The sequence below is a fragment of the Mycobacterium adipatum genome, from assembly GCF_001644575.1.
GTDB classification, from domain to species: Bacteria; Actinomycetota; Actinomycetes; order Mycobacteriales; family Mycobacteriaceae; genus Mycobacterium; species Mycobacterium adipatum.
Genome location: NZ_CP015596.1, coordinates 5298473 through 5317403, shown reverse-complemented (window position 1 = coordinate 5317403; position 18931 = coordinate 5298473). Strand labels below are relative to the sequence as shown.

Sequence of the window (18931 nt, the reverse complement as noted above, 5' to 3'; positions counted from 1 at the left end):
TCACAGGTGGGTGAGACCGCGGCCGACCACGTCGAAGGAATCGCCGAGGAGTTGTTCCAGGGAGACCGCTTCGCCGGCCAGCCATTGCTCGTAGGCGGTCAGCGCGACGCCCAGCAGTGTCCAGGCGGCGGTCTGGGGTACCAGGCTGTCCGCCTTCTCGCCGCGCCGCCGTGCCACATACTCCGCGACCACCGTGCGCCACCCGGCATACATCGTCATCGAATGCGCCTGCAGCGCATCGGTTCCCAAGATCAACCGCATCCGTTGGCGGTGGCGCTCCTCGTCGTCGAAACGGTTGAACGCAAGCAGGGCCGTCCGGAGCGCGGTCGCGATATCGGCCTGCGGGTCCCCCTCGGCGAGCAATTCGCGCATGAGGTTGAGGTGGGCATCGAAGTCACCCCAGGGGATGGCGTTCTTGGACGGGTAGTAGCGGAACAGGGTGCGGCGGGCGATCCCGGCGGCACGGGCGACATCGTCGACGCTCACCTCGTCGAAGCCCCGGTTGGCGAAAAGGTCGAGTGCCACCGAGGTGATGTGGTCCTGGGTGGTGGAGGGTCGCCGGCCGACGCGAGGTCCTGACACCTGGCCCATCAAACCACCCCTTCCATTTCTGCACCCAATGCCATATTGTTGCGACCCAGGTCACAAAAGCTCGAACCCGGGTGACCTCATTACAGCCAGAAAGGTGCCATCCATGGACAAGAACCAGCAGGTTGACAACGACACCGAGCTCGTCACCGAGTCCCTCGTCGAAGAGGTCTCGATCGACGGCATGTGCGGGGTCTACTGATCGTGACCGCACCCACTGCTGATGCAGTGGCGTTCGATCCCGATCGCGGCTGGCGGCTGCACCACCAGGTGGCGGTGCGGCCGGAGCCGTTCGGAGCGCTGCTGTACCACTTCGGTACCCGCAAGCTGTCCTTCCTGAAGAACCGGACGATCGTCGCGGTGGTCAACTCCCTGCCCGAGTACCCCGACATCCGATCCGCTTGTCGCGCCGCCGGAATCGACGACGACGCGCAAGGCCCCTACCTACACGCGCTGGGTGTGCTGGTGAAATCCAACATGCTGGTCGCCAAGGAGAACACCCCATGACCGTGCTCGATAGCGCGCCCGCGCGGAGCGGCCCGCCCCCGGCGTTGGTGCCCGTGGAGTCACCCGCCAGAGTCCCGAAACTGGTTGAGCAGTTCGAGGGCGGGCTCGATGCCCCGATCTGCCTGACCTGGGAACTGACCTACGCCTGCAACCTGTCCTGTGTGCATTGCCTTTCCTCGTCGGGAAAGCGCGACCCGCGTGAGCTGAGCACCCAACAGTGCAAGGACATCATCGACGAGCTGGAACGCATGCAGGTGTTCTACGTCAACATCGGCGGCGGGGAACCCACGGTCCGATCGGACTTCTGGGAACTCGTCGACTACGCGACCGAGCATCACGTGGGAGTGAAGTTCTCCACCAACGGGGTTCGCATCAACGAAGAGGTCGCGGCCAAGCTCGCCGCCAGCGACTACGTCGACGTGCAGATCTCCTTGGACGGTGCGACGGCGGAGATCAACGACGAGGTGCGCGGTCCGGGCTCGTTCGCGATGGCGATCCGCGCGCTGGAGAACCTGAAGAACGCCGGCTTCAAGGATGCCAAGATCTCGGTGGTCGTGACCCGCCAGAACGTGGACCAACTCGACGAGTTCAAGGCCCTGGCAGACACTTACGGAGCCACCCTGCGCATCACCCGGTTGCGGCCGTCCGGGCGTGGGGCCGATGTCTGGGACGACCTGCACCCGACGCCGGCTCAGCAGGTCCAGCTCTATGACTGGCTGGTCGCCCACGGCGAGGGCGTCCTCACCGGTGACTCGTTCTTCCACCTGTCCGGGCTGGGCGAGCCGGGTGCGCTGGCCGGACTGAACCTGTGTGGTGCGGGCCGGGTGGTCTGCCTGATCGACCCGATCGGCGACGTCTACGCCTGCCCATTCGCCATCCACGAGAAGTTCCACGCCGGAAACATCCTGGAGGACACCGGATTCGGTACCGGCTTCAAGAACGTCTGGCAGCGCTCGCCGTTGTTCCAGGAACTGCGCGAACCGCAGTCCGCGGGCGCCTGCAGTGGGTGCGCACACTACGACTCGTGCCGGGGTGGCTGCATGGCGGCCAAGTTCTTCACCGGCCTGCCGATGGACGGCCCGGATCCCGAGTGCGTGCAGGGCTATGGCGAACCCGCCCTGGCCGCCGAGCGGGACAAACCTCGCTCCAGTGTCGATCACTCCCGCGCCGGCGGGAGAAAAGCACCCATACCGCTCAAACTCCTCACCGTCCCGCCCAAGAAGTTCTGTAACGAAAGTCCTGTGTAGAGATCATGGCTCGCGATACCTGGTTCGAGACCGTTGCCATCGCCCAACAGCGCGCGAAGAAACGGCTGCCCCGCTCCGCCTACTCGTCGCTGATCTCGGCGAGCGAGAAGGGGGTGTCGGTCTCCGATAACGTCGAGGCGTTCTCCCAACTCGGTTTCGCGCCGCATGTCATCGGTGCCACCGAGAAACGTGAGATGGCGACAACGGTGATGGGACAGGACATCTCGATGCCTGTGGTCATCTCTCCGACCGGCGTGCAGGCGGTGGATCCGGACGGCGAGGTCGCCGTGGCCCGGGCGGCGGCCGCGCGCGGCACCGCAATGGGGTTGTCCTCGTTCGCCAGCAAGCCGATGGAGGAAGTGACTGCCGTCAACGGCAAGATCTTCTTCCAGATCTACTGGCTGGGCAGCCGGGACGAGATCCTGGCCCGCATGGTGCGGGCGCGCGAGGCCGGTGCGGTCGGCCTGATCTTGACCACCGACTGGAGCTTCAGCCACGGCCGGGACTGGGGCAGCCCCAAGATCCCGGAACGGATGGACCTCAAGACCATGGTCAAGATGGCCCCGGAGGTCATCACCAAGCCGCGCTGGTTCTACAGCTTCGCCAAGACGCTGCATGCACCGGACCTGCGGGTTCCCAACCAGGGCCGGCGCGGCGAGCCCGGGCCGACGTTCTTCGAGGCCTACGGCCAGTGGATGGGCACCCCGCCGCCGACCTGGGAGGATGTGGCCTGGTTGCGCGAGCAGTGGGGCGGACCGTTCCTGCTGAAGGGCATGGTCCGCGTCGATGACGCCAAACGCGCTGTGGACGCCGGTGTTTCGGCGATCACGGTGTCCAACCACGGCGGCAACAACCTGGACGGCACCCCGGCGGCGATCCGGTGCCTGCCGGCGATTGCCGACGCCGTCGGCGATCAGGTCGAAGTTTTGCTGGACGGCGGCGTGCGCCGCGGCAGCGATGTCGTCAAGGCCGTCGCGCTCGGTGCCCGCGCCGTCATGATCGGACGGGCGTACCTGTGGGGTCTGGCGGCGAACGGACAGGCCGGCGTGGAGAACGTGCTCGACATCCTGTCCGGAGGCATCGACTCGGCGCTGCGGGGACTGGGCAAGTCCTCTATCCACGACCTGACCCGTGAGGACATCCTGATCCCCGAGGGCTTCACCCGCACGCTCGGAGTGCCGGCGTCCTGACGCGCGGGTAGCCCTGATGCGGGCGTGACTGACGTGACGGACGTGACCTGTTGTCCGCCGAGTGGGCGACAGCCGCGGAAATCAATTGCAGCGCATGCGCCAACAATTGGTGCATACCAGGTGAATTCGGCCTACCATCACCGGGTGGCCGCACCCGGGGAGCTCGGCGATCTGACGTCGAGTGGACTGCTCAGCACCCCGGCTAACCAGGATTCCAGCGGATCCCCGACGCTCATCGTGCCGCTCGGTTCCACCGAACAACACGGGCCGCACCTGCCGCTGGACACCGATACCCGCATCGCCACGGCCGTGGCGCGGGCGGTGGCGGCCCGACTCGGCGCCGGCTGGCTGCTGGCGCCCGCGCTGAGCTACGGGGCCAGCGGCGAGCACGAGGGTTTCGCCGGCACGGTCTCGATCGGCACCGAAGCGCTGCGGATGGTGCTCGTCGAGTTCGGTCGGTCCGCCTGCAACTGGGCCTCCCGGCTGGTCTTCGTCAACGGCCACGGCGGCAATGTCGAGGCGCTGGTCGCCGCGGTGGGTCTGCTGCGCACCGAGGGCCGTGACGTCGGCTGGACCTCGTGTCTGGTCCGCGGCGCTGACGCGCATGCCGGGCACACCGAAACTTCTGTATTGCTACATATTTCGCCGGAAGTCGTGCACGTCGACGCGATGGTGCCCGGAAACAGCGCGCCGCTGGCCGAGCTGATGCCCGCGATGCGTGCCGGTGGCGTCGCCGCGGTCAGCGCGCTGGGAGTGCTCGGCGATCCGACGACCGCCACCGTGCTCGACGGAGAACGGTACTTTGCCGATATGGTCGACGGGTGTGCCCGCAGACTCCTGGCTTGGACGGCGAACGGGCACGGGATGCTGATATGACGGGGCCGCGTCTGCCCGACGGATTTGCCGTCCAGGTGGACCGCCGAGTGAAGGTGCTCGGTGCCGGTTCGGCTTTGCTGGGTGGCTCGCCCACCCGTTTGCTGCGGCTGGCCCCGGTCGCTCAGACGATGATCGACGGCGGCCGCCTCGAGGTGCATGACGCACTGTCGGCGCAGCTGGCGCGTACCCTGCTGGACGCGACCGTGGCGCATCCGCGGCCGCCGAGTGGTCCGTCACACCACGATGTCACCGTGGTTATCCCGGTGCGCGACAATGTATTCGGCGTAAGCCGACTGGTCCGTGCGCTGCGCGGGATGAATGTCGTGGTGGTCGACGACGGCTCCGCGGTGCCGCTGCAGGACACCGACTTCGCCGGGGCGCGCTGCGAGGTGCGGGTGCTGCGACATGAGCGCAGCCGCGGCCCCGCGGCGGCCCGCAACACCGGCCTGCGTGCCTGCAGTACCGACTTCGTGGCCTTCCTGGACTCCGACGTGGTGCCACGCCGCGGCTGGATGGAGGCGCTGCTGGGGCACTTCTGCGATCCCGCCGTGGCGCTGGTGGCGCCCAGGATCGTCAGCCTGAACGAACCGGACAATCTGGTGGCCCGGTACGAGGCCGTGCGGTCCTCGCTGGACCTGGGCATGCGGGAGGCGCCGGTGGTGCCCTATGGCACGGTGTCCTATGTGCCCAGCGCCGCCATCATCTGCCGGCGCAGCGCCTTGACCGAGGTGGGCGGGTTCGACGAGACCATGCCGTCCGGCGAGGACGTCGACCTGTGCTGGAGGTTCATCGAGGCCGGCGCCCGGCTGCGTTATGAACCCATTGCTTTGGTCGGCCATGACCACCGCACCCAGCTGCGGGAATGGTTCCAGCGCAAGGCTTTCTATGGGCAGTCCGCCGCTCCGCTCGCGGTGCGGCATCCAGGCAAGACGGCACCGATGGTGCTCTCGCGATGGATGCTGGTACTTCTGATCTTGGCGGCCACCCGGTCGGGTCTTGGCTACATTTTCGCCGCCGTGGCCGCGGTGTTCTTCGGCAGACGCATCTCGGCCACGCTGGAAGCCGTCGAGACCGGACCCAGGGAGGTGGCCGCCGTCGCGGCCGGCGGATTGTGGGGTGCCGCGTTGCAGGTCGCGTCGGCCATCTGCCGGCACTACTGGCCAGTGGCGGTGCTGGCCGCGGTGTTGTTCCGGCGCTGCCGGCACGTGGTGCTCGCCGCGGCTGTCGTGGACGGGTTGGCCGACTGGGCGAATCGTCGCAACTCGGTCGCAGAGGACAATCACCGTGTGGGCCTGCTGAGCTATCTGCTGCTCAAACGTCTCGACGACATCGCTTATGGGCTGGGGTTGTGGACGGGCGTGGTTCGCGAACGCCACGTCGGTGCGCTCAAGCCGCAGATCCGATCCTGAAGCGCACCGCATTGCAGTCCGATGTCCTGATCGTCGGCGCCGGCAGCGCTGGTTCGATTCTTGCCGAACGTCTTTCATCCGATCCCGGGCGCAGGGTCACGGTGCTGGAGACGGGCCCGCGGGCGGTGCCGCCGCGAGTCGGGGACGCGCACCTGGTGCCGATCGGTCCCGGTAGTCCGGTTGTCATCCGGTATCCGGCGACGCTGACCGATGCCCCCCGCCGCGAGGTCGACCTGGTGCGCGGCGCGGTGGTCGGTGGGTCCGGTGCGGTCAACGGCGGCTACTTCTGCCGGGGTGTGCCCGCGGACTTCGCGGGCTGGCGGATACCCGGCTGGTCCTGGGATGACGTACTGCCACACTTCCGGGCGATCGAGACGGACCTGGACTTCGGCGGGCCGCTGCACGGCGAGCATGGGCCGATACCGATCCGCAGAACGCATGAGTTCAGCGCGGGAACAAGGCTTTTCGTAGACGCGGTCTTGGCGAGAGGATTTCGCTGGGTCGATGATCTGAACGGGGGTGGGCCGGCCGACGGTGTGGGTGCGCTGCCGCTCAACGTGCGCGGCGGCACCAGGGTCGGTCCCGGTGCCGCCTTCCTCGGGCCCGCGCTGGCGCGGCCGAACCTGGTCGTGCACCCGGCAACCCGGGTGCAGCGGGTCCGGTTCAGCGGTACCCGGGCGGTGGGGGTCGATGCGCTCGGGCCGTCGGGTCCGGTGTCCTACGCCGCGGACCGCATCGTGCTGTGCGCGGGGGCGATCGGCACCGCGCACCTGCTGATGGTGTCCGGGTGTGGTCCCGCCGATGTCCTCGGTGCCGCCGGGATCCCGGTGCTCGCGGATCTGCCGGTGGGTGCGTGGTTCCACGATCACCCGGAGTGGGTGCTACCGGTCGACTGGCCCGCGGCCGCCGGGCGCACCCCGATCGAGGCCGCGTTGTCGGTCGACGGTTTGGAGATCCGTTTGTATACAGCGGGTTTCGCCCAGATGACCGGTGAGATGCCATCGGATCCGCCGCATATCGGGGTGGCCCTGATGCGTCCCGCGGCTCGCGGCCGGCTGACGGTGACATCCCCGGATATCGCGGTGGCGCCGGTGATCGAACATCACTATGACAGCGTCACCGAGGATGTCGAGGCGCTACGTCGCGGCGCCGACCTGGCTCGCGATATCGCCGGAATCGTTGATCGCGAGGCGAACTGGTCCACCACACAGCATCTGTGCGGTACCGCGCCGCTGGGTGCGGTGCTGGACCCGCGGTGTCGGGTGCAGGGTCTGGATGGGCTGTGGGTGGCCGACGGCTCGATCATGCCGGCGGCGACGTCACGCGGGCCGCATGCCACGATCGCGATGATCGGGCACCGGGCCGCCGGGTTGGTCGTCGATTAGGCGCGGTGTCGGCCGGTGCTGCGCAGAGTGCGCAGCGGGCGAAGCTGGCGTTCGTCACGTCCGGGCGCCCAGAGGCCGATGAGCACCGCGCTGACGCCGACGATGACCGCGAGGCCGAACGTCGAGGAATTCATCGCCTCGACGAAGGCGGCCTTGCTCAGTTCGGCGATCTGCGCGCCCTGCGGGCCCAGTTTCGCCGATACCTCCAGGGCCTGGCCCAGCGATCCCAGAGCAGCCTGGCGGACCGGTTCGGGAAGTTGTTCGGGTAACCGCGGTGCGAGTAGGTCGGTGTACTGTGCGGCCAGCAGGGAACCGGCCAGTGCGATGCCCAGTGCGGCGCCGACCTCGCGGGTGGTGTCGTTGACCGCCGAGGCCACGCCCTGCTTGTCGTCGGGCGCGGTGTTGATGATTGCCGAAGTCATTGGTGCGGTGAGCAATCCGATACCGAAGCTCATGACGAGCATCGGCCATGCGATGGCACTGTAGCCGTCGGCGACGGCGATCCCGCCCATCATCAGGAAGCCGATCGAGATGAGCCCCAGGCCCGAGAACACCACCAGGCGTAGTCCGAGCAGGGGCAGAAACCAGAACGCGGTGGTGGAAAGCACCAGTACCGGGCCTATCAACGGCGCAACGGCGAATGCGGTCTTGATGGGGCTGTAGCCCAGGATCAGCTGCATGTACTGCATGACGATGTAGAAGAAGCCGAAGTTGGCAAGAAAGAACACCGTGATGGCCGCGGCGCCGGTGGCGAACGTCGGGTTGGAGAACAGGCGGACATCGAGCAGCGGATGGCGTTGCCGGAGTTCGAAGATGCCGAACGCCACGCAGAGTCCGACGCCGGCGACCATGGATCCGATGACCAACCCGTCGGACCATCCGAGCGTGGGGATCTCCAGGATGCCGAAAACCAGAATCGCCAGGCCGCCGCCGATCAGGACGGCGCCGATCCAGTCCAGCGGCCGGGGCACCGACTCCTTGGACGTCGAGATGGTGAGGGTCAGTAGGAAAAGCAGCGCGCCGGCGGCCGCGAACGCCCAGAAGATGGACTGCCACTCGAAGAAGTGAAGAAGCCCGCCCGATCCGAGCATCCCCACCACGGCGCCACTGCCCGCGGCTCCGGCCCAGATGCCGACGGCCTTGTTGCGCTGGTCCTTCGGATAGGCGGTGGTCAGCAGTGACAGCGTCGCCGGCATCACGAACGCGGCACCGACCCCGGCGGCTGCGCGGCCGATGATCAGTTGTAGCGGCTCGGACCAGAACACCGGGGCGACCGAGGCCACCGCGAACACGACAAGTCCGAACAGCAGTGCGCCGCGGCGGCCGTAGCGGTCGCCGAGTGCGCCGGCCGGCAGCAACAGACAGGCGAGCACCAGGGTGTAACAGTCGACGATCCAGGTGAGTTGAGCCTGGGTGGCCGAGGTGGCCACGGCGAGATCGGGGAGTGCGGTGTTCAGTGCGACCATCGACGAGATCACCAGCAGCACACCGAGACATGCGATGAGCAGGGTCCAGGCGCGGGATCTCGCGGAGAGGCCGGCCAGGGTCGGGTCGGTGGGCCGCTCCGACTCGGCGAGTGTGTCGACCATTGCCCCTCTTTCGACGGGTACGTTATTTTTAGTACTGCCCGTCTTGTTTCGAGACTAACAGTCTCGTTCCGCGCGGGGAAGGGAGTTTGGCGATGGCGGCGAGTACCGATCCGCGGCCGGCGCGATCCCGCGCCCGCTTGCTGGAGGCCGCTGCCGCGTTGTTGCGCGCCGGCGGGCCGAGCGCGGTGACGGTGGATGCCGTCGTCCGCGCCTCCAATGTGGCGCGCGCGACGCTGTATCGGCACTTTCCGAGCGGGAATGACCTGCTGGCCGCGGCCTTTTACGCGCTGATTCCACCGGCGCCGCTGCCGCCGCAGGACGGCACACTGCGGGATCGGTTGGTCGCCGCGCTGGACGGCTTCGCGGACCTGGTCGCCGAGGCGCCGATCAGTCTGGCCGCGACATCGTGGTTGGCGCTCGGCGGCGGACTGGACCCGTCCTGGTGGGGCAGGGGCGATCGCGAGATCGAGAGCGATGCGGTGCGCACCCTGCGGGAGCGGGTGGCCGAGCAGTATGCGGCGCCGTTCGACGCGATCTTCGACAGCCCCGATGCCGTCGCGGCGTTCGGAGAGGTCGACCGGATGCAGGCGGTGGCGCTGCTGCTCGGGCCCATCGTGCTGGGCAAGCTCAGCACCTTGACCGATTTCGACTACCGCGAGGTTGCCAGGGCGGCCGTCGACGGCTTCCTGGCGGCGCGCGGGCTCTAACGCACGGAGTACCTGATCGGCAGATGCTTGAGCCCGCCGACGAATGTCGTCGCCGACAGTTCGGGCGTGCCGGTCAGTTCGATCGACTCCAGACGCGGAATCAGTTCGGAGAACAAACTGTTCATCTCCATCCTGGCCAACGCGGCGCCGAGGCAGAAGTGCACCCCGTACCCGAACGCGACATGCTTGTTCGGGTCACGACCGACATCGAAGCGGAACGGCTCATCGAAAACTTCTTCGTCGCGGTTGCCGGAAACGTAAGCCAGATAGACGGATTCGCCCTCGGCGATGCGCACGCCGCGCACCTCGGTGTCGGCGGCGGCGGTCCGCATGAATTCCTTCACCGGTGTCGCCCAGCGGATCATCTCCTCGACGGCGGTGCCCATCAACGACGGATCCTTGCGCAACCGCTCAAGCTGATCGGGATTCTCGATCAGCGCGAGCAGCCCACCGGAGATAGCGTCCTTGGTGGTGTCGTGGCCGGCGCTGGCGACGATCACGTAATACGACGCGGTGTCCACATCGCTGAGTGGCTCGCCGTCGATGCGGCCGTTGGCGATGGCCGAGGCGAGATCGTCGGTCGGGTTCTCCCGGCGCGACGCGGTCAGCTGGGAGAAGTAGGCGAAGAAGTCGAGCAGCACCTGCAGCTGATCCTCCAGCGATCCGCCGTCGCGCTTGTACTCGTCATCGTCACCGCCGAACATCTCCTGGGTGAGCATGTGCATGCGCTCGTAGTCGTCCTCGGGCAGGCCGAGCAGCGACATGATGACGTAGAGCGGGAAATGCACGGCGATCTCGGTGACGAAATCGCACTCGGGCCCGATATCGCGCATCCGGTCGACGTACCGCTTGGCGAGTTCGTCGACGCGGATCTTCAGATCGCGCATGGCCTTGGGGCGGAACCAGTCGGCGCCGATTTTGCGAACCTTGCGGTGGTGCGGGTCGTCCATGTGGATCAACGTGCGCAGCCCCATGCCCGCTTCCAGCTGCTGTTTGGCCAGATCGTCGGCGGCCGCGGTGGCCAGCAGCGGACGGGGTTCGCTGAGGAACAGGTCGTTCTCCCGCTCGATGGCCATGATGTCGGCGTGCTTGGTGATCGCCCAGAACGGGCGGTAGAGCCTGGATTCGACGCGCACGACCGGCTCGTGGGCGCGCAGATAGGTCAGCGCCTCGTGCAGCCGCGCGTCATCGGCGTAGGCCTTCGGCTCGACGAAGACGTTGGCGTACTGGCTGGCCCTGTCGTCCTTGGTCGGAGTGCTCATCCACACGGCTCCTTCTTCGTTGACGGGTGTCAAGTCGCAGTTTAGGCGACGCCGCCGCCCGCGCGGCCGCGAATGCGGGAATCGTCGTCAGTAGGCTCGCTGTGTGCCCCCCTTGTCGCGAATCGTGCGCTGCGCGCTGGCATTACTGATCGTCGGGGTACTCACAGTGGGTTGCGGTGGTCATGCCGAGCGGCCTGCGGCGCTGCCGCCGGACCCGTCGGTCGTCGCGACCAGCGCGGGCCTGCTGCGCGGGGTGGCGACCCTCGACAAACGCCACTTTGCCGGCATTCCCTATGCGGCCCCGCCGGTGGGGCCACTGCGCTGGCAGCCTCCGCAACCGGTGCGGCCCTGGTCGGGCGTGCACGACGCCACCAAGGTGGGGCCGCGCTGCATCCAGGACGAGGGCAGCGACCTGGAGATGGGCAGGCAGACCGACGAGGACTGCCTGACCCTCAACGTCTGGACTCCACCGCCGGCGAAAGAGCTTCGGCCGGTGATGGTTTGGATCCATGGCGGTGCGTTCATCAACGGCAACGGCGGCATGTACGACTCGCGCTGGTTCGTCGACCGGGGCGATATCGTCGTCGTCACGCTCAACTACCGTCTCGGTGCGCTCGGCTTTCTGGCGCATCCTGCGCTGGGGCCGGCCGGCGCCGTCGGCAACTACGGTCTGGCGGACCAGCAGGCGGCGCTGCGTTGGGTGCGCGACAACATCACGGCGTTCGGCGGCGACCCGGACAAGGTGACCATCGCCGGTGAGTCCGCCGGTGCGATGTCGGTGTGCGATCACCTGGTCGCGCCCGGGTCCGCCGGCCTGTTCCGGGCGGCGATCATCCAGAGCGGGCCGTGTCAGGCGCAGTTGGCGTTGCCGGCCGCCGAGCGGATCAGCGCGGACTATGCGCGGGAGGTGGGCTGCGGCGACCCAGCGGTGGCTGCCGCCTGCCTGCGCGCCTTGCCGGTGCACAAGCTGCAGAAACCGGTGTGGTACGACCGGATCGGAGAAGACACCCTCAGCGGGCCGGTGTACGGCAGCGCGGTTCTGCCCGAGGATCCCATGGTGGCGCTGCGCGCCGGGCGGGTCGCCGATGTGCCCATCCTGATCGGCACCAACCGCGACGAGTTCACGTTGTTCGTGGCGCTGCAGTACCTGCGCGCGGGACGGCAGTACGCGGCCGAGGAGTATCCCGGCCTGCTGGAGAACACGTTCGGTCCCGAGGCGCCGGCGGTGGCCGCGCGATACCCGTTGCAGCGGCACGGGGGCAGTGCGGCCCTGGCTTACGCGGCGGCGGTCACCGACGGTGTCTTCGCCTGTGTCGCCGCCCGGATGGCCGGCGAGTTGTCCGGCGCCAACCGGGTGTATGCCTACCAGTTCGACGATCCCCATCCGCCGACGCCGGAACCCATGCGCACCCTGCCGTTCCCCGTCGGAGCCAGTCATTCGCTGGAATTGCGCTACCTGTTCGACGTCGGTGGCGCGCCGGCGCTGAACCCGGCGCAGCAACAACTGTCGAATCAGATGATCGACTACTGGTCGCGGTTCGTGACCGACGGTGCGCCCAGCGCGCCCGGGGCGGCGGACTGGCCGCAGCTCGACGGCGCGGCACCCTGGATGTCGCTGCGCCCGGACGGGAACCGGGTCATCGATGATTTCGACGCGCAGCACCAGTGCGAGTTCTGGGCGGGCCTCAGCCGCTGACCAGTGTCACCCAGGTGGTGATGTCGGCGTGCACCACCTCCACCCCGGCGCGGTCGGTGATGCCGACCGCGACCACCACCTCGGTGCCCTCGGCGATCGCGGCGAAGTCCGGCGGGGTGAACTCGGCACGTGCCCGCAGTGCGGTGCTGGCCTTGGCCAGGTACTGCACCGTCATCGCCTTGGGGATCCAGCGGTGCGTCCCCGGCACGGTGGCTTCCATGGCCATGCCCATCGCGACCTCGGCCGCATTGCACGAGGCGATGGCATGCACGGTGTGCAGGTGGTTGTACACGAAGAACCACTTCGGGATGTCCACCTCCGCGCGCCCGGGTTCCATCACCCGGACGTGGGGGAGTACGGATGCGAAGTACGGGACCCGGATCATCGCGGCCGCCGAGAACAGTCGGCTGCCCAGCGGTTTCGAAGAGAGCTGCTGCCAGGCGCGATAGGTGGAACTCTCGGTCATGGACATACCTTACTCACGAGTAAGATCGACGCGCGGTGCGCTTGGGTGCGAAGGGCGCCGCGGCCGGCTGACGTGAGGTGGGCCATCGGGGGAGTTTGGGCACCTCGACCGCCGCTCGCCGGGGCTCCAAGCTGCTCAAATGCGGATTTGGAGGACGCCGGGATCTGAGGCATACTGTTCGGGTTGCCTTCAGCCGGGTTCGCCCGGCCGCGGGCATCCGACCAGCGTCCTTCGCGGACGCACCCGGTCCCCACCTCGATTGCGACGAAATATCTGCGCAAAAGAGTGTGCGTAAGGGCGACACACCCGAGCGCGGGGGTCGGTGAACCAGAGACAGGTAAACAGCGGCGGCATAGCCAGCGCGCTGTCGTGCGGGGAGACCCGCCGGCGGAGCGCACGAAGACCAGAGGTATTTCTGCGCCCTCAGCGCGGAAGCCCTTAATAGTGAGGTAGGAAAGCGTGGCGGGACAGAAGATCCGCATCAGGCTGAAGGCCTACGACCACGAGGCGATTGACGCCTCGGCGCGCAAGATCGTCGAGACGGTCACCCGTACGGGAGCAAGCGTGGTCGGCCCGGTGCCGCTGCCGACCGAGAAGAACGTGTACTGCGTCATCCGGTCCCCCCATAAGTACAAGGACTCGCGGGAGCATTTCGAGATGCGTACCCACAAGCGCCTTATCGACATCCTCGACCCCACCCCGAAGACCGTTGACGCCTTGATGCGCATCGATCTGCCGGCCAGCGTCGACGTCAACATCCAGTAAAGGACCCTGAAGAATGGCTAACAGTGCTACGTCCGGCGCTCCGCGCCGTGGCATCTTGGGCACCAAGCTGGGCATGACGCAGGTGTTCGACGAGAACAACAAGGTCGTCCCGGTCACGGTCGTCAAGGCCGGCCCGAACGTCGTGACGCGCATCCGCACCCCGGAGCGCGACGGCTACAGCGCCGTCCAGCTCGCTTACGGCGAGATCAGCCCGCGCAAGGTGAACAAGCCGGTTGCCGGCCAGTACGCCGCCGCCGGTGTGAACCCGCGCCGTCACCTCGCTGAGCTCCGGCTCGAGAACGAGGCCGCCGCCGCCGATTACGAGGTCGGCCAGGAGCTGACCGCCGAGATCTTCGCCGACGGCGCGTACGTCGACGTGACCGGCACCAGCAAGGGCAAGGGCTTCGCCGGCACCATGAAGCGCCACGGGTTCTCCGGCCAGGGCGCCAGCCACGGCGCCCAGGCCGTGCACCGCCGCCCCGGCTCCATCGGTGGCTGTGCGACCCCGGGCCGCGTCTTCAAGGGCACCCGCATGTCGGGGCGGATGGGTAGTGACCGCGTCACCACCCAGAACCTGAAGGTGCACAAGGTCGATGCCGAGAACGGTGTGCTGCTGATCAAGGGCGCCGTCCCCGGGCGCAACGGTGGACTCGTCGTGGTCCGCACCGCGATCAAACGAGGTGAGAAGTAATGGCTCTCAAGCTTGACGTTCACACTCCGGACGGCAAGAAGGACGGTTCTGTCGAACTGCCGGCTGCCCTCTTCGATGTGGAACCCAACATCGCACTGCTGCATCAGGTCGTGACCGCGCAGCTCGCCGCCAAGCGGCAGGGCACGCACTCGGCCAAGACGCGCGCCGAGGTCTCCGGTGGTGGCAAGAAGCCGTACCGCCAGAAGGGCACCGGTCGCGCCCGTCAGGGCTCGACCCGCGCACCGCAGTTCACCGGTGGTGGCGTGGTGCACGGCCCCAAGCCGCGCGACTACAGCGAGCGCACCCCCAAGAAGATGATCGCCGCCGCCACCCGCGGGGCGCTCTCGGACCGGGCGCGCAACGACCGCATCCATGCGATCACCGAACTGGTCAGCGGGCAGACCCCGTCGACCAAGGCGGCCAAGTCGTTCCTGGAGAGCCTGACCACCAACAAGAACATCCTGATCGTCATCGGCCGTAGCGATGAGGTCGGCGCCAAGAGCGTGCGCAACCTGCCGAACGTTCATGTTCTTCCGGCGGATCAGCTCAACGCGTACGACGTGCTGCACGCCGACGACGTGATCTTCAGCGTCGAGGCGCTGGATGCCTACATCAGCTCCAACACGAAGCAGGAGGCGTCGGTCTGATGGCAACGATCACTGACCCCCGCGACATCATCCTGGCCCCGGTCATCTCGGAGAAGTCGTACTCGCTGATCGAGGACAATGTGTACACGTTCGTCGTGCACCCGGACTCGAACAAGACGCAGATCAAGATCGCGATCGAGAAGATCTTCTCCGTCAAGGTCGATTCGGTGAACACGCTGAACCGCAACGGCAAGCGCAAGCGGACCCGCAGCGGCTACGGCACGCGCAAGAGCACCAAGCGCGCCATCGTGACCCTGGCCGCGGGCAGCAAGCCGATCGACTTGTTCGGAGCGCCGGCCTAACGGCGGGCAGAGAGACTCAGGAACTAAGAAATGGCAATTCGCAAGTACAAGCCGACGACCCCGGGTCGTCGCGGTTCGAGCGTCTCCGATTTCGCCGAGATCACTCGTTCGACTCCGGAGAAGTCGCTGATCCGCCCGCTGCACAGCACGGGTGGACGTAACGCACACGGTCGCATCACCACGCGGCACAAGGGCGGCGGTCACAAGCGCGCCTACCGGCTCATCGACTTCCGTCGCCACGACAAGGACGGTGTCGACGCCAAGGTCGCGCACATCGAGTACGACCCCAACCGCACCGCGAACATCGCGCTGCTGCACTACCTGGACGGCGAGAAGCGCTACATCATCGCGCCGCAGGGACTCAAGCAGGGCACCATCGTGGAGTCGGGCGCCAACGCCGACATCAAGCCGGGTAACAACCTGCCGCTGCGCAACATCCCGGCCGGTACCGTCATCCACGCCGTGGAGCTGCGTCCGGGCGGCGGCGCCAAGCTGGCCCGCTCGGCCGGTGTCAGCATCCAGTTGCTCGGTAAGGAAGGCGCCTACGCCACGCTGCGTATGCCCTCGGGTGAGATCCGCCGCGTCGACGTGCGCTGCCGCGCCACCGTCGGCGAGGTCGGCAACGCCGAGCAAGCCAACATCAACTGGGGCAAGGCCGGCCGTATGCGGTGGAAGGGCAAGCGCCCCACCGTCCGTGGTGTCGTCATGAACCCGGTCGACCACCCGCACGGTGGTGGTGAGGGTAAGACCTCCGGTGGCCGTCACCCGGTGAGCCCGTGGGGCAAGCCCGAGGGCCGCACTCGCAAGCCCAACAAGGCGAGCGACAAACTCATCGTCCGTCGCCGGCGCACCGGCAAGAATAAGCGCTAGGAGTAGCCAGCGATGCCACGCAGCCTGAAGAAGGGCCCGTTCGTCGACGACCACCTGTTGAAGAAGGTGGATGTCCAGAACGAGAAGAACAGCAAGCAGGTCATCAAGACCTGGTCGCGTCGTTCGACCATCATCCCCGACTTCATCGGCCACACCTTCGCCGTCCACGACGGTCGTAAGCACGTGCCGGTGTTCGTCACCGAGGCCATGGTCGGTCACAAGCTGGGCGAGTTCGCCCCCACCCGCACGTTCAAGGGTCACATCAAGGATGACCGGAAAGCGAAGCGCCGGTAATGACTACTGCAATTGAGTATCCGTCCGCGACAGCGGTCGCCCGGTTCGTGCCGTTCTCGCCGACCAAGGCGCGCCGGGTCATCGACCTGGTGCGCGGCAAGTCGGTGGCCGAGGCGCTCGACATCCTGCGCTGGGCCCCCCAGGACGCCAGCACCACGGTGGCCAAGGTGATCGCCAGTGCGGCCGCCAACGCGCAGAACAACGACGGCCTGGATCCCTCGACCCTCGTGGTCGCGACGATCTTCGCCGACGGTGGCCCGACCGCCAAGCGCATCCGGCCGCGCGCCCAGGGGCGTGCGTTCCGTATCCGCAAGCGCACCAGCCACATCACCGTGATCGTCGAGAGCCGGCCGCCCAAGCAGAAGGGTGGCGCATCGACCTCGACCGCGCGTACCCGTCGTGCACAGGGCAGTAAGGCTGCTGCTGCGAAGGCCACCGATTCGAAGGAGGGCTCGGAGTAGTGGGCCAGAAAATCAACCCGCACGGCTTCCGCCTCGGTATCACCACCGACTGGAAGTCCCGCTGGTACGCCGACAAGCAGTACGCGGACTACGTCAAGGAAGACGTCGCCATCCGCAAGCTGCTGGCCACGGGCCTGGAGCGGGCCGGTATCGCCGACGTGGAGATCGAACGGACTCGTGACCGGGTACGCGTCGACATCCACACCGCGCGTCCCGGCATCGTCATCGGTCGCCGCGGCACCGAAGCCGACCGCATCCGCACCGACCTGGAGAAGCTGACCGGCAAGCAGGTCCAGCTCAACATCCTCGAGGTCAAGCAGCCCGAGGCCGTTGCCCAGCTGGTCGCCCAGGGTGTCGCCGAGCAGCTGTCCAACCGTGTGGCGTTCCGCCGCGCGATGCGCAAGGCGATCCAGTCGGCCATGCGCCAGCCGAACGTCAAGGGGATCCGGGTGCAGTGCTCGGGCCGTCTCGGCGGTGCTGAGATGAGCCGCTCGGAGTTCTACCGCGAAGGTCGAGTGCCGCTGCACACGCTGCGTGCCGACATCGACTACGGCCTCTACGAGGCCAAGACCACCTTCGGCCGGATCGGCGTGAAGGTCTGGATCTACAAGGGCGACATCGTCGGTGGCAAGCGTGAGCTGACCGCCGCGGCGCCGGCCGCCGACCGTCCGCGTCGTGACCGTCCGTCGGGCACCCGCCCGCGCCGCAGTGGCGCGTCGGGCACCACCGCGACGAGCACCGAGGCCGGCCGGGCCGCCAGCGATGACACGGCGGGCACCCCGGCAGCAGCCGAGGCACCCGCGGAAACCACTCCAGAGAATTCAGGGAGCTGAAATGCTTATCCCCCGCAGGGTCAAGCACCGCAAGCAGCACCACCCGCGCCAGCGCGGTACCGCCAGCGGCGGCACCTCGGTGAGCTTCGGTGACTACGGCATCCAGGCTCTGGAGCACGCCTACATCACCAACCGGCAGATCGAGTCCGCGCGTATTGCCATCAACCGGCACATCAAGCGTGGCGGCAAGGTGTGGATCAACATCTTCCCGGACCGCCCGCTGACCAAGAAGCCCGCCGAGACCCGCATGGGCTCCGGTAAGGGTTCGCCCGAGTGGTGGGTGGCCAACGTCAAGCCCGGCCGCGTGCTGTTCGAGCTCAGCTACCCGGATGAGAAGATCGCCCGCGATGCTCTCACCCGCGCAATCCACAAGTTGCCGATCAAGGCGCGCATCGTGACCCGAGAGGAGCAGTTCTGATGGCAGTGGGAGTTACGCCTGGCGAACTGCGTGAGCTCACCGAGGAGGAGCTCACCACTCGCCTGCGCGAATCGAAGGAAGAGCTGTTCAATCTGCGCTTCCAGATGGCGACCGGTCAGCTGACCAACAACCGGCGCCTGCGTGTTGTGCGCCACGAGATTGCACGGGTGTACACCGTGCTGCGTGAACGTGAACTGGGTCTGGCCTCCGGACCCGTTGGTGAGGATTCGTAACCATGGCAGACACTAAAGGCCCCAACCACACGCCGGCCACCGAGAAGGTGCGTGGACGTCGCAAGACGGCCATCGGCTACGTGGTGAGCGACAAGATGCAGAAGACCATCGTGGTCGAGCTGGAGTCCCGCAAGAGCCACCCGCTCTACGGCAAGATCATCCGCACCACCACCAAGGTCAAGGCGCACGACGAGAACGGCGATGCCGGTATCGGCGACCGCGTCTCGCTGATGGAGACCCGCCCGACCTCGGCGACCAAGCGCTGGCGCCTGGTCGAGATCCTGGAAAAGGCGAAGTAGAGACGATCCTTCGGGATTCGACATCCCAAACCCCCGGCACCGCATCTGCGGGCCGGGGGTTTGTGTCATGTGGGTACCCCACCGGCGGCGGTCGGGCGTGTCGGATCCTGCGGTTAGCCAGCAGGCCGGGGGCAGTGCGCATCTCGTGGTTCACGGCGCCTGTGGAACCGTGCTGTGCAATTTGCCCACGAGGCGT

24 protein-coding genes are annotated in these 18931 nt (G+C 67.3%); 20 read left to right on the top strand and 4 right to left on the bottom strand.

The genetic code is table 11. From position 1 onward, the window contains the following. Window positions 1-591 (bottom strand): mycofactocin system transcriptional regulator, encoded by a 591-nt coding sequence (mftR, locus tag A7U43_RS25335; RefSeq protein ID WP_068000482.1) that lies wholly within the window; start codon window positions 589-591, stop codon window positions 1-3. A gap of 103 nt (window positions 592-694) precedes the next feature. Here mftR and mftA point away from each other — a divergent pair, with 103 nt between their 5' ends. From mftA to mftG, 7 genes are all read left to right on the top strand, one after another. Beyond that, a complete protein-coding gene (mftA, locus tag A7U43_RS29310) occupies window positions 695-790 on the top strand; it encodes a mycofactocin precursor MftA (protein ID WP_082902310.1) in 96 nt (31 codons plus the stop codon). Next, window positions 775-1095: a mycofactocin biosynthesis chaperone MftB gene (gene mftB / locus A7U43_RS25325; protein ID WP_197499916.1), complete on the top strand. Its 321-nt coding sequence runs from the start codon at window positions 775-777 to the stop codon at window positions 1093-1095. The genes mftA and mftB overlap by 16 nt, the downstream gene beginning before the upstream one ends. After that, window positions 1092-2342, top strand: coding sequence for a mycofactocin radical SAM maturase (gene mftC, locus A7U43_RS25320; RefSeq protein ID WP_418287660.1), 1251 nt, complete (start codon window positions 1092-1094; stop codon window positions 2340-2342). Before mftB ends, mftC begins: the two co-directional genes overlap by 4 nt. Before the next feature lie 5 nt (window positions 2343-2347). Then, the gene (mftD, locus tag A7U43_RS25315) at window positions 2348-3532 is read left to right on the top strand and encodes a pre-mycofactocin synthase MftD (protein ID WP_068000471.1); all 1185 of its coding nucleotides are present in this window, start codon (window positions 2348-2350) and stop codon (window positions 3530-3532) included. 120 nt (window positions 3533-3652) lie between these two features. Then, a complete protein-coding gene (gene mftE, locus A7U43_RS25310; protein WP_068000468.1) occupies window positions 3653-4408 on the top strand; it encodes a mycofactocin biosynthesis peptidyl-dipeptidase MftE in 756 nt (251 codons plus the stop codon). Then, window positions 4405-5817, top strand: a complete 1413-nt coding sequence (gene mftF, locus A7U43_RS25305; RefSeq protein WP_068000465.1) for a mycofactocin biosynthesis glycosyltransferase MftF — start codon at window positions 4405-4407, stop codon at window positions 5815-5817. Before mftE ends, mftF begins: the two co-directional genes overlap by 4 nt. An 11-nt stretch (window positions 5818-5828) precedes the next feature. Further along, window positions 5829-7202 (top strand): mycofactocin dehydrogenase MftG, encoded by a 1374-nt coding sequence (mftG, locus tag A7U43_RS25300; protein WP_068000462.1) that lies wholly within the window; start codon window positions 5829-5831, stop codon window positions 7200-7202. On the opposite strand, the gene A7U43_RS25295 is transcribed toward mftG, so the two are convergent. Then, window positions 7199-8791 (bottom strand): MFS transporter, encoded by a 1593-nt coding sequence (locus A7U43_RS25295; RefSeq protein WP_068000459.1) that lies wholly within the window; start codon window positions 8789-8791, stop codon window positions 7199-7201. The two genes, mftG and A7U43_RS25295, sit on opposite strands and share 4 nt — an antisense overlap. 92 nt (window positions 8792-8883) lie before the next feature. Here A7U43_RS25295 and A7U43_RS25290 point away from each other — a divergent pair, with 92 nt between their 5' ends. Then, on the top strand, window positions 8884-9498 hold the full coding sequence (locus A7U43_RS25290) for a TetR/AcrR family transcriptional regulator (protein WP_068000456.1): 615 nt from the start codon (window positions 8884-8886) through the stop codon (window positions 9496-9498). Here A7U43_RS25290 and A7U43_RS25285 read toward each other — a convergent pair. Further along, complete coding sequence (locus tag A7U43_RS25285) at window positions 9495-10760, bottom strand: cytochrome P450 (RefSeq protein WP_068000452.1); 1266 nt, start codon at window positions 10758-10760, stop codon at window positions 9495-9497. The two genes, A7U43_RS25290 and A7U43_RS25285, sit on opposite strands and share 4 nt — an antisense overlap. Before the next feature lie 103 nt (window positions 10761-10863). Here A7U43_RS25285 and A7U43_RS25280 point away from each other — a divergent pair, with 103 nt between their 5' ends. Further along, window positions 10864-12456, top strand: coding sequence for a carboxylesterase/lipase family protein (locus A7U43_RS25280; RefSeq protein ID WP_082902309.1), 1593 nt, complete (start codon window positions 10864-10866; stop codon window positions 12454-12456). Here A7U43_RS25280 and A7U43_RS25275 read toward each other — a convergent pair. Beyond that, complete coding sequence (locus A7U43_RS25275; protein ID WP_068003748.1) at window positions 12446-12922, bottom strand: hotdog fold domain-containing protein; 477 nt, start codon at window positions 12920-12922, stop codon at window positions 12446-12448. The two genes, A7U43_RS25280 and A7U43_RS25275, sit on opposite strands and share 11 nt — an antisense overlap. Before the next feature lie 459 nt (window positions 12923-13381). Here A7U43_RS25275 and rpsJ point away from each other — a divergent pair, with 459 nt between their 5' ends. Genes rpsJ through rpsQ form a run of 11 tightly spaced genes read left to right on the top strand, consistent with a single transcriptional unit; the run spans window position 13382 to window position 18735 of the window. After that, window positions 13382-13687 (top strand): 30S ribosomal protein S10, encoded by a 306-nt coding sequence (gene rpsJ, locus A7U43_RS25270; protein ID WP_003883485.1) that lies wholly within the window; start codon window positions 13382-13384, stop codon window positions 13685-13687. Between the two features lie 13 nt (window positions 13688-13700). After that, window positions 13701-14378, top strand: a complete 678-nt coding sequence (gene rplC / locus A7U43_RS25265; protein ID WP_068000446.1) for a 50S ribosomal protein L3 — start codon at window positions 13701-13703, stop codon at window positions 14376-14378. Continuing rightward, the gene (gene rplD, locus A7U43_RS25260) at window positions 14378-15025 is read left to right on the top strand and encodes a 50S ribosomal protein L4 (protein WP_068000443.1); all 648 of its coding nucleotides are present in this window, start codon (window positions 14378-14380) and stop codon (window positions 15023-15025) included. The genes rplC and rplD overlap by 1 nt, the downstream gene beginning before the upstream one ends. Continuing rightward, window positions 15025-15327: a 50S ribosomal protein L23 gene (gene rplW / locus A7U43_RS25255; protein ID WP_068000441.1), complete on the top strand. Its 303-nt coding sequence runs from the start codon at window positions 15025-15027 to the stop codon at window positions 15325-15327. Before rplD ends, rplW begins: the two co-directional genes overlap by 1 nt. Window positions 15328-15357: 30 nt before the next feature. Continuing rightward, window positions 15358-16197, top strand: coding sequence for a 50S ribosomal protein L2 (rplB, locus tag A7U43_RS25250; RefSeq protein ID WP_068000438.1), 840 nt, complete (start codon window positions 15358-15360; stop codon window positions 16195-16197). Window positions 16198-16209: 12 nt separating this feature from the next. Then, window positions 16210-16491, top strand: a complete 282-nt coding sequence (rpsS, locus tag A7U43_RS25245; RefSeq protein WP_025738376.1) for a 30S ribosomal protein S19 — start codon at window positions 16210-16212, stop codon at window positions 16489-16491. Further along, entirely contained in the window at window positions 16491-16952 is a 462-nt protein-coding gene (gene rplV / locus A7U43_RS25240) for a 50S ribosomal protein L22 (RefSeq protein WP_068000435.1), read from the top strand. The genes rpsS and rplV overlap by 1 nt, the downstream gene beginning before the upstream one ends. Continuing rightward, on the top strand, window positions 16952-17785 hold the full coding sequence (gene rpsC / locus A7U43_RS25235; RefSeq protein WP_068000432.1) for a 30S ribosomal protein S3: 834 nt from the start codon (window positions 16952-16954) through the stop codon (window positions 17783-17785). The genes rplV and rpsC overlap by 1 nt, the downstream gene beginning before the upstream one ends. Window position 17786: 1 nt before the next feature. Continuing rightward, window positions 17787-18203: a 50S ribosomal protein L16 gene (gene rplP, locus A7U43_RS25230; protein ID WP_057167023.1), complete on the top strand. Its 417-nt coding sequence runs from the start codon at window positions 17787-17789 to the stop codon at window positions 18201-18203. Continuing rightward, the gene (rpmC, locus tag A7U43_RS25225) at window positions 18203-18436 is read left to right on the top strand and encodes a 50S ribosomal protein L29 (RefSeq protein WP_057167024.1); all 234 of its coding nucleotides are present in this window, start codon (window positions 18203-18205) and stop codon (window positions 18434-18436) included. The genes rplP and rpmC overlap by 1 nt, the downstream gene beginning before the upstream one ends. A gap of 2 nt (window positions 18437-18438) precedes the next feature. Continuing rightward, a complete protein-coding gene (gene rpsQ, locus A7U43_RS25220) occupies window positions 18439-18735 on the top strand; it encodes a 30S ribosomal protein S17 (protein WP_068000431.1) in 297 nt (98 codons plus the stop codon). The last annotated feature ends 196 nt before the right edge of the window (window positions 18736-18931 follow it).

What these genes read in the sequence shown, in the direction of transcription:
- mftR (WP_068000482.1), bottom strand. Translation starts at nt 591, where the DNA reads ATGGGCCAGGTGTCAGGACCTCGCGTCGGCCGGCGACCCTCCACCACC.
- mftA (WP_082902310.1), top strand. Translation starts at nt 695, where the DNA reads ATGGACAAGAACCAGCAGGTTGACAACGACACCGAGCTCGTCACCGAG.
- mftC (WP_418287660.1), top strand. Translation starts at nt 1,092, where the DNA reads ATGACCGTGCTCGATAGCGCGCCCGCGCGGAGCGGCCCGCCCCCGGCG.
- mftD (WP_068000471.1), top strand. Translation starts at nt 2,348, where the DNA reads ATGGCTCGCGATACCTGGTTCGAGACCGTTGCCATCGCCCAACAGCGC.
- mftF (WP_068000465.1), top strand. Translation starts at nt 4,405, where the DNA reads ATGACGGGGCCGCGTCTGCCCGACGGATTTGCCGTCCAGGTGGACCGC.
- A7U43_RS25295 (WP_068000459.1), bottom strand. Translation starts at nt 8,791, where the DNA reads ATGGTCGACACACTCGCCGAGTCGGAGCGGCCCACCGACCCGACCCTG.
- A7U43_RS25290 (WP_068000456.1), top strand. Translation starts at nt 8,884, where the DNA reads ATGGCGGCGAGTACCGATCCGCGGCCGGCGCGATCCCGCGCCCGCTTG.
- A7U43_RS25285 (WP_068000452.1), bottom strand. Translation starts at nt 10,760, where the DNA reads ATGAGCACTCCGACCAAGGACGACAGGGCCAGCCAGTACGCCAACGTC.
- A7U43_RS25275 (WP_068003748.1), bottom strand. Translation starts at nt 12,922, where the DNA reads ATGACCGAGAGTTCCACCTATCGCGCCTGGCAGCAGCTCTCTTCGAAA.
- rplC (WP_068000446.1), top strand. Translation starts at nt 13,701, where the DNA reads ATGGCTAACAGTGCTACGTCCGGCGCTCCGCGCCGTGGCATCTTGGGC.
- rplD (WP_068000443.1), top strand. Translation starts at nt 14,378, where the DNA reads ATGGCTCTCAAGCTTGACGTTCACACTCCGGACGGCAAGAAGGACGGT.
- rplW (WP_068000441.1), top strand. Translation starts at nt 15,025, where the DNA reads ATGGCAACGATCACTGACCCCCGCGACATCATCCTGGCCCCGGTCATC.
- rplB (WP_068000438.1), top strand. Translation starts at nt 15,358, where the DNA reads ATGGCAATTCGCAAGTACAAGCCGACGACCCCGGGTCGTCGCGGTTCG.
- rpsS (WP_025738376.1), top strand. Translation starts at nt 16,210, where the DNA reads ATGCCACGCAGCCTGAAGAAGGGCCCGTTCGTCGACGACCACCTGTTG.
- rplV (WP_068000435.1), top strand. Translation starts at nt 16,491, where the DNA reads ATGACTACTGCAATTGAGTATCCGTCCGCGACAGCGGTCGCCCGGTTC.
- rplP (WP_057167023.1), top strand. Translation starts at nt 17,787, where the DNA reads ATGCTTATCCCCCGCAGGGTCAAGCACCGCAAGCAGCACCACCCGCGC.
- rpmC (WP_057167024.1), top strand. Translation starts at nt 18,203, where the DNA reads ATGGCAGTGGGAGTTACGCCTGGCGAACTGCGTGAGCTCACCGAGGAG.
- rpsQ (WP_068000431.1), top strand. Translation starts at nt 18,439, where the DNA reads ATGGCAGACACTAAAGGCCCCAACCACACGCCGGCCACCGAGAAGGTG.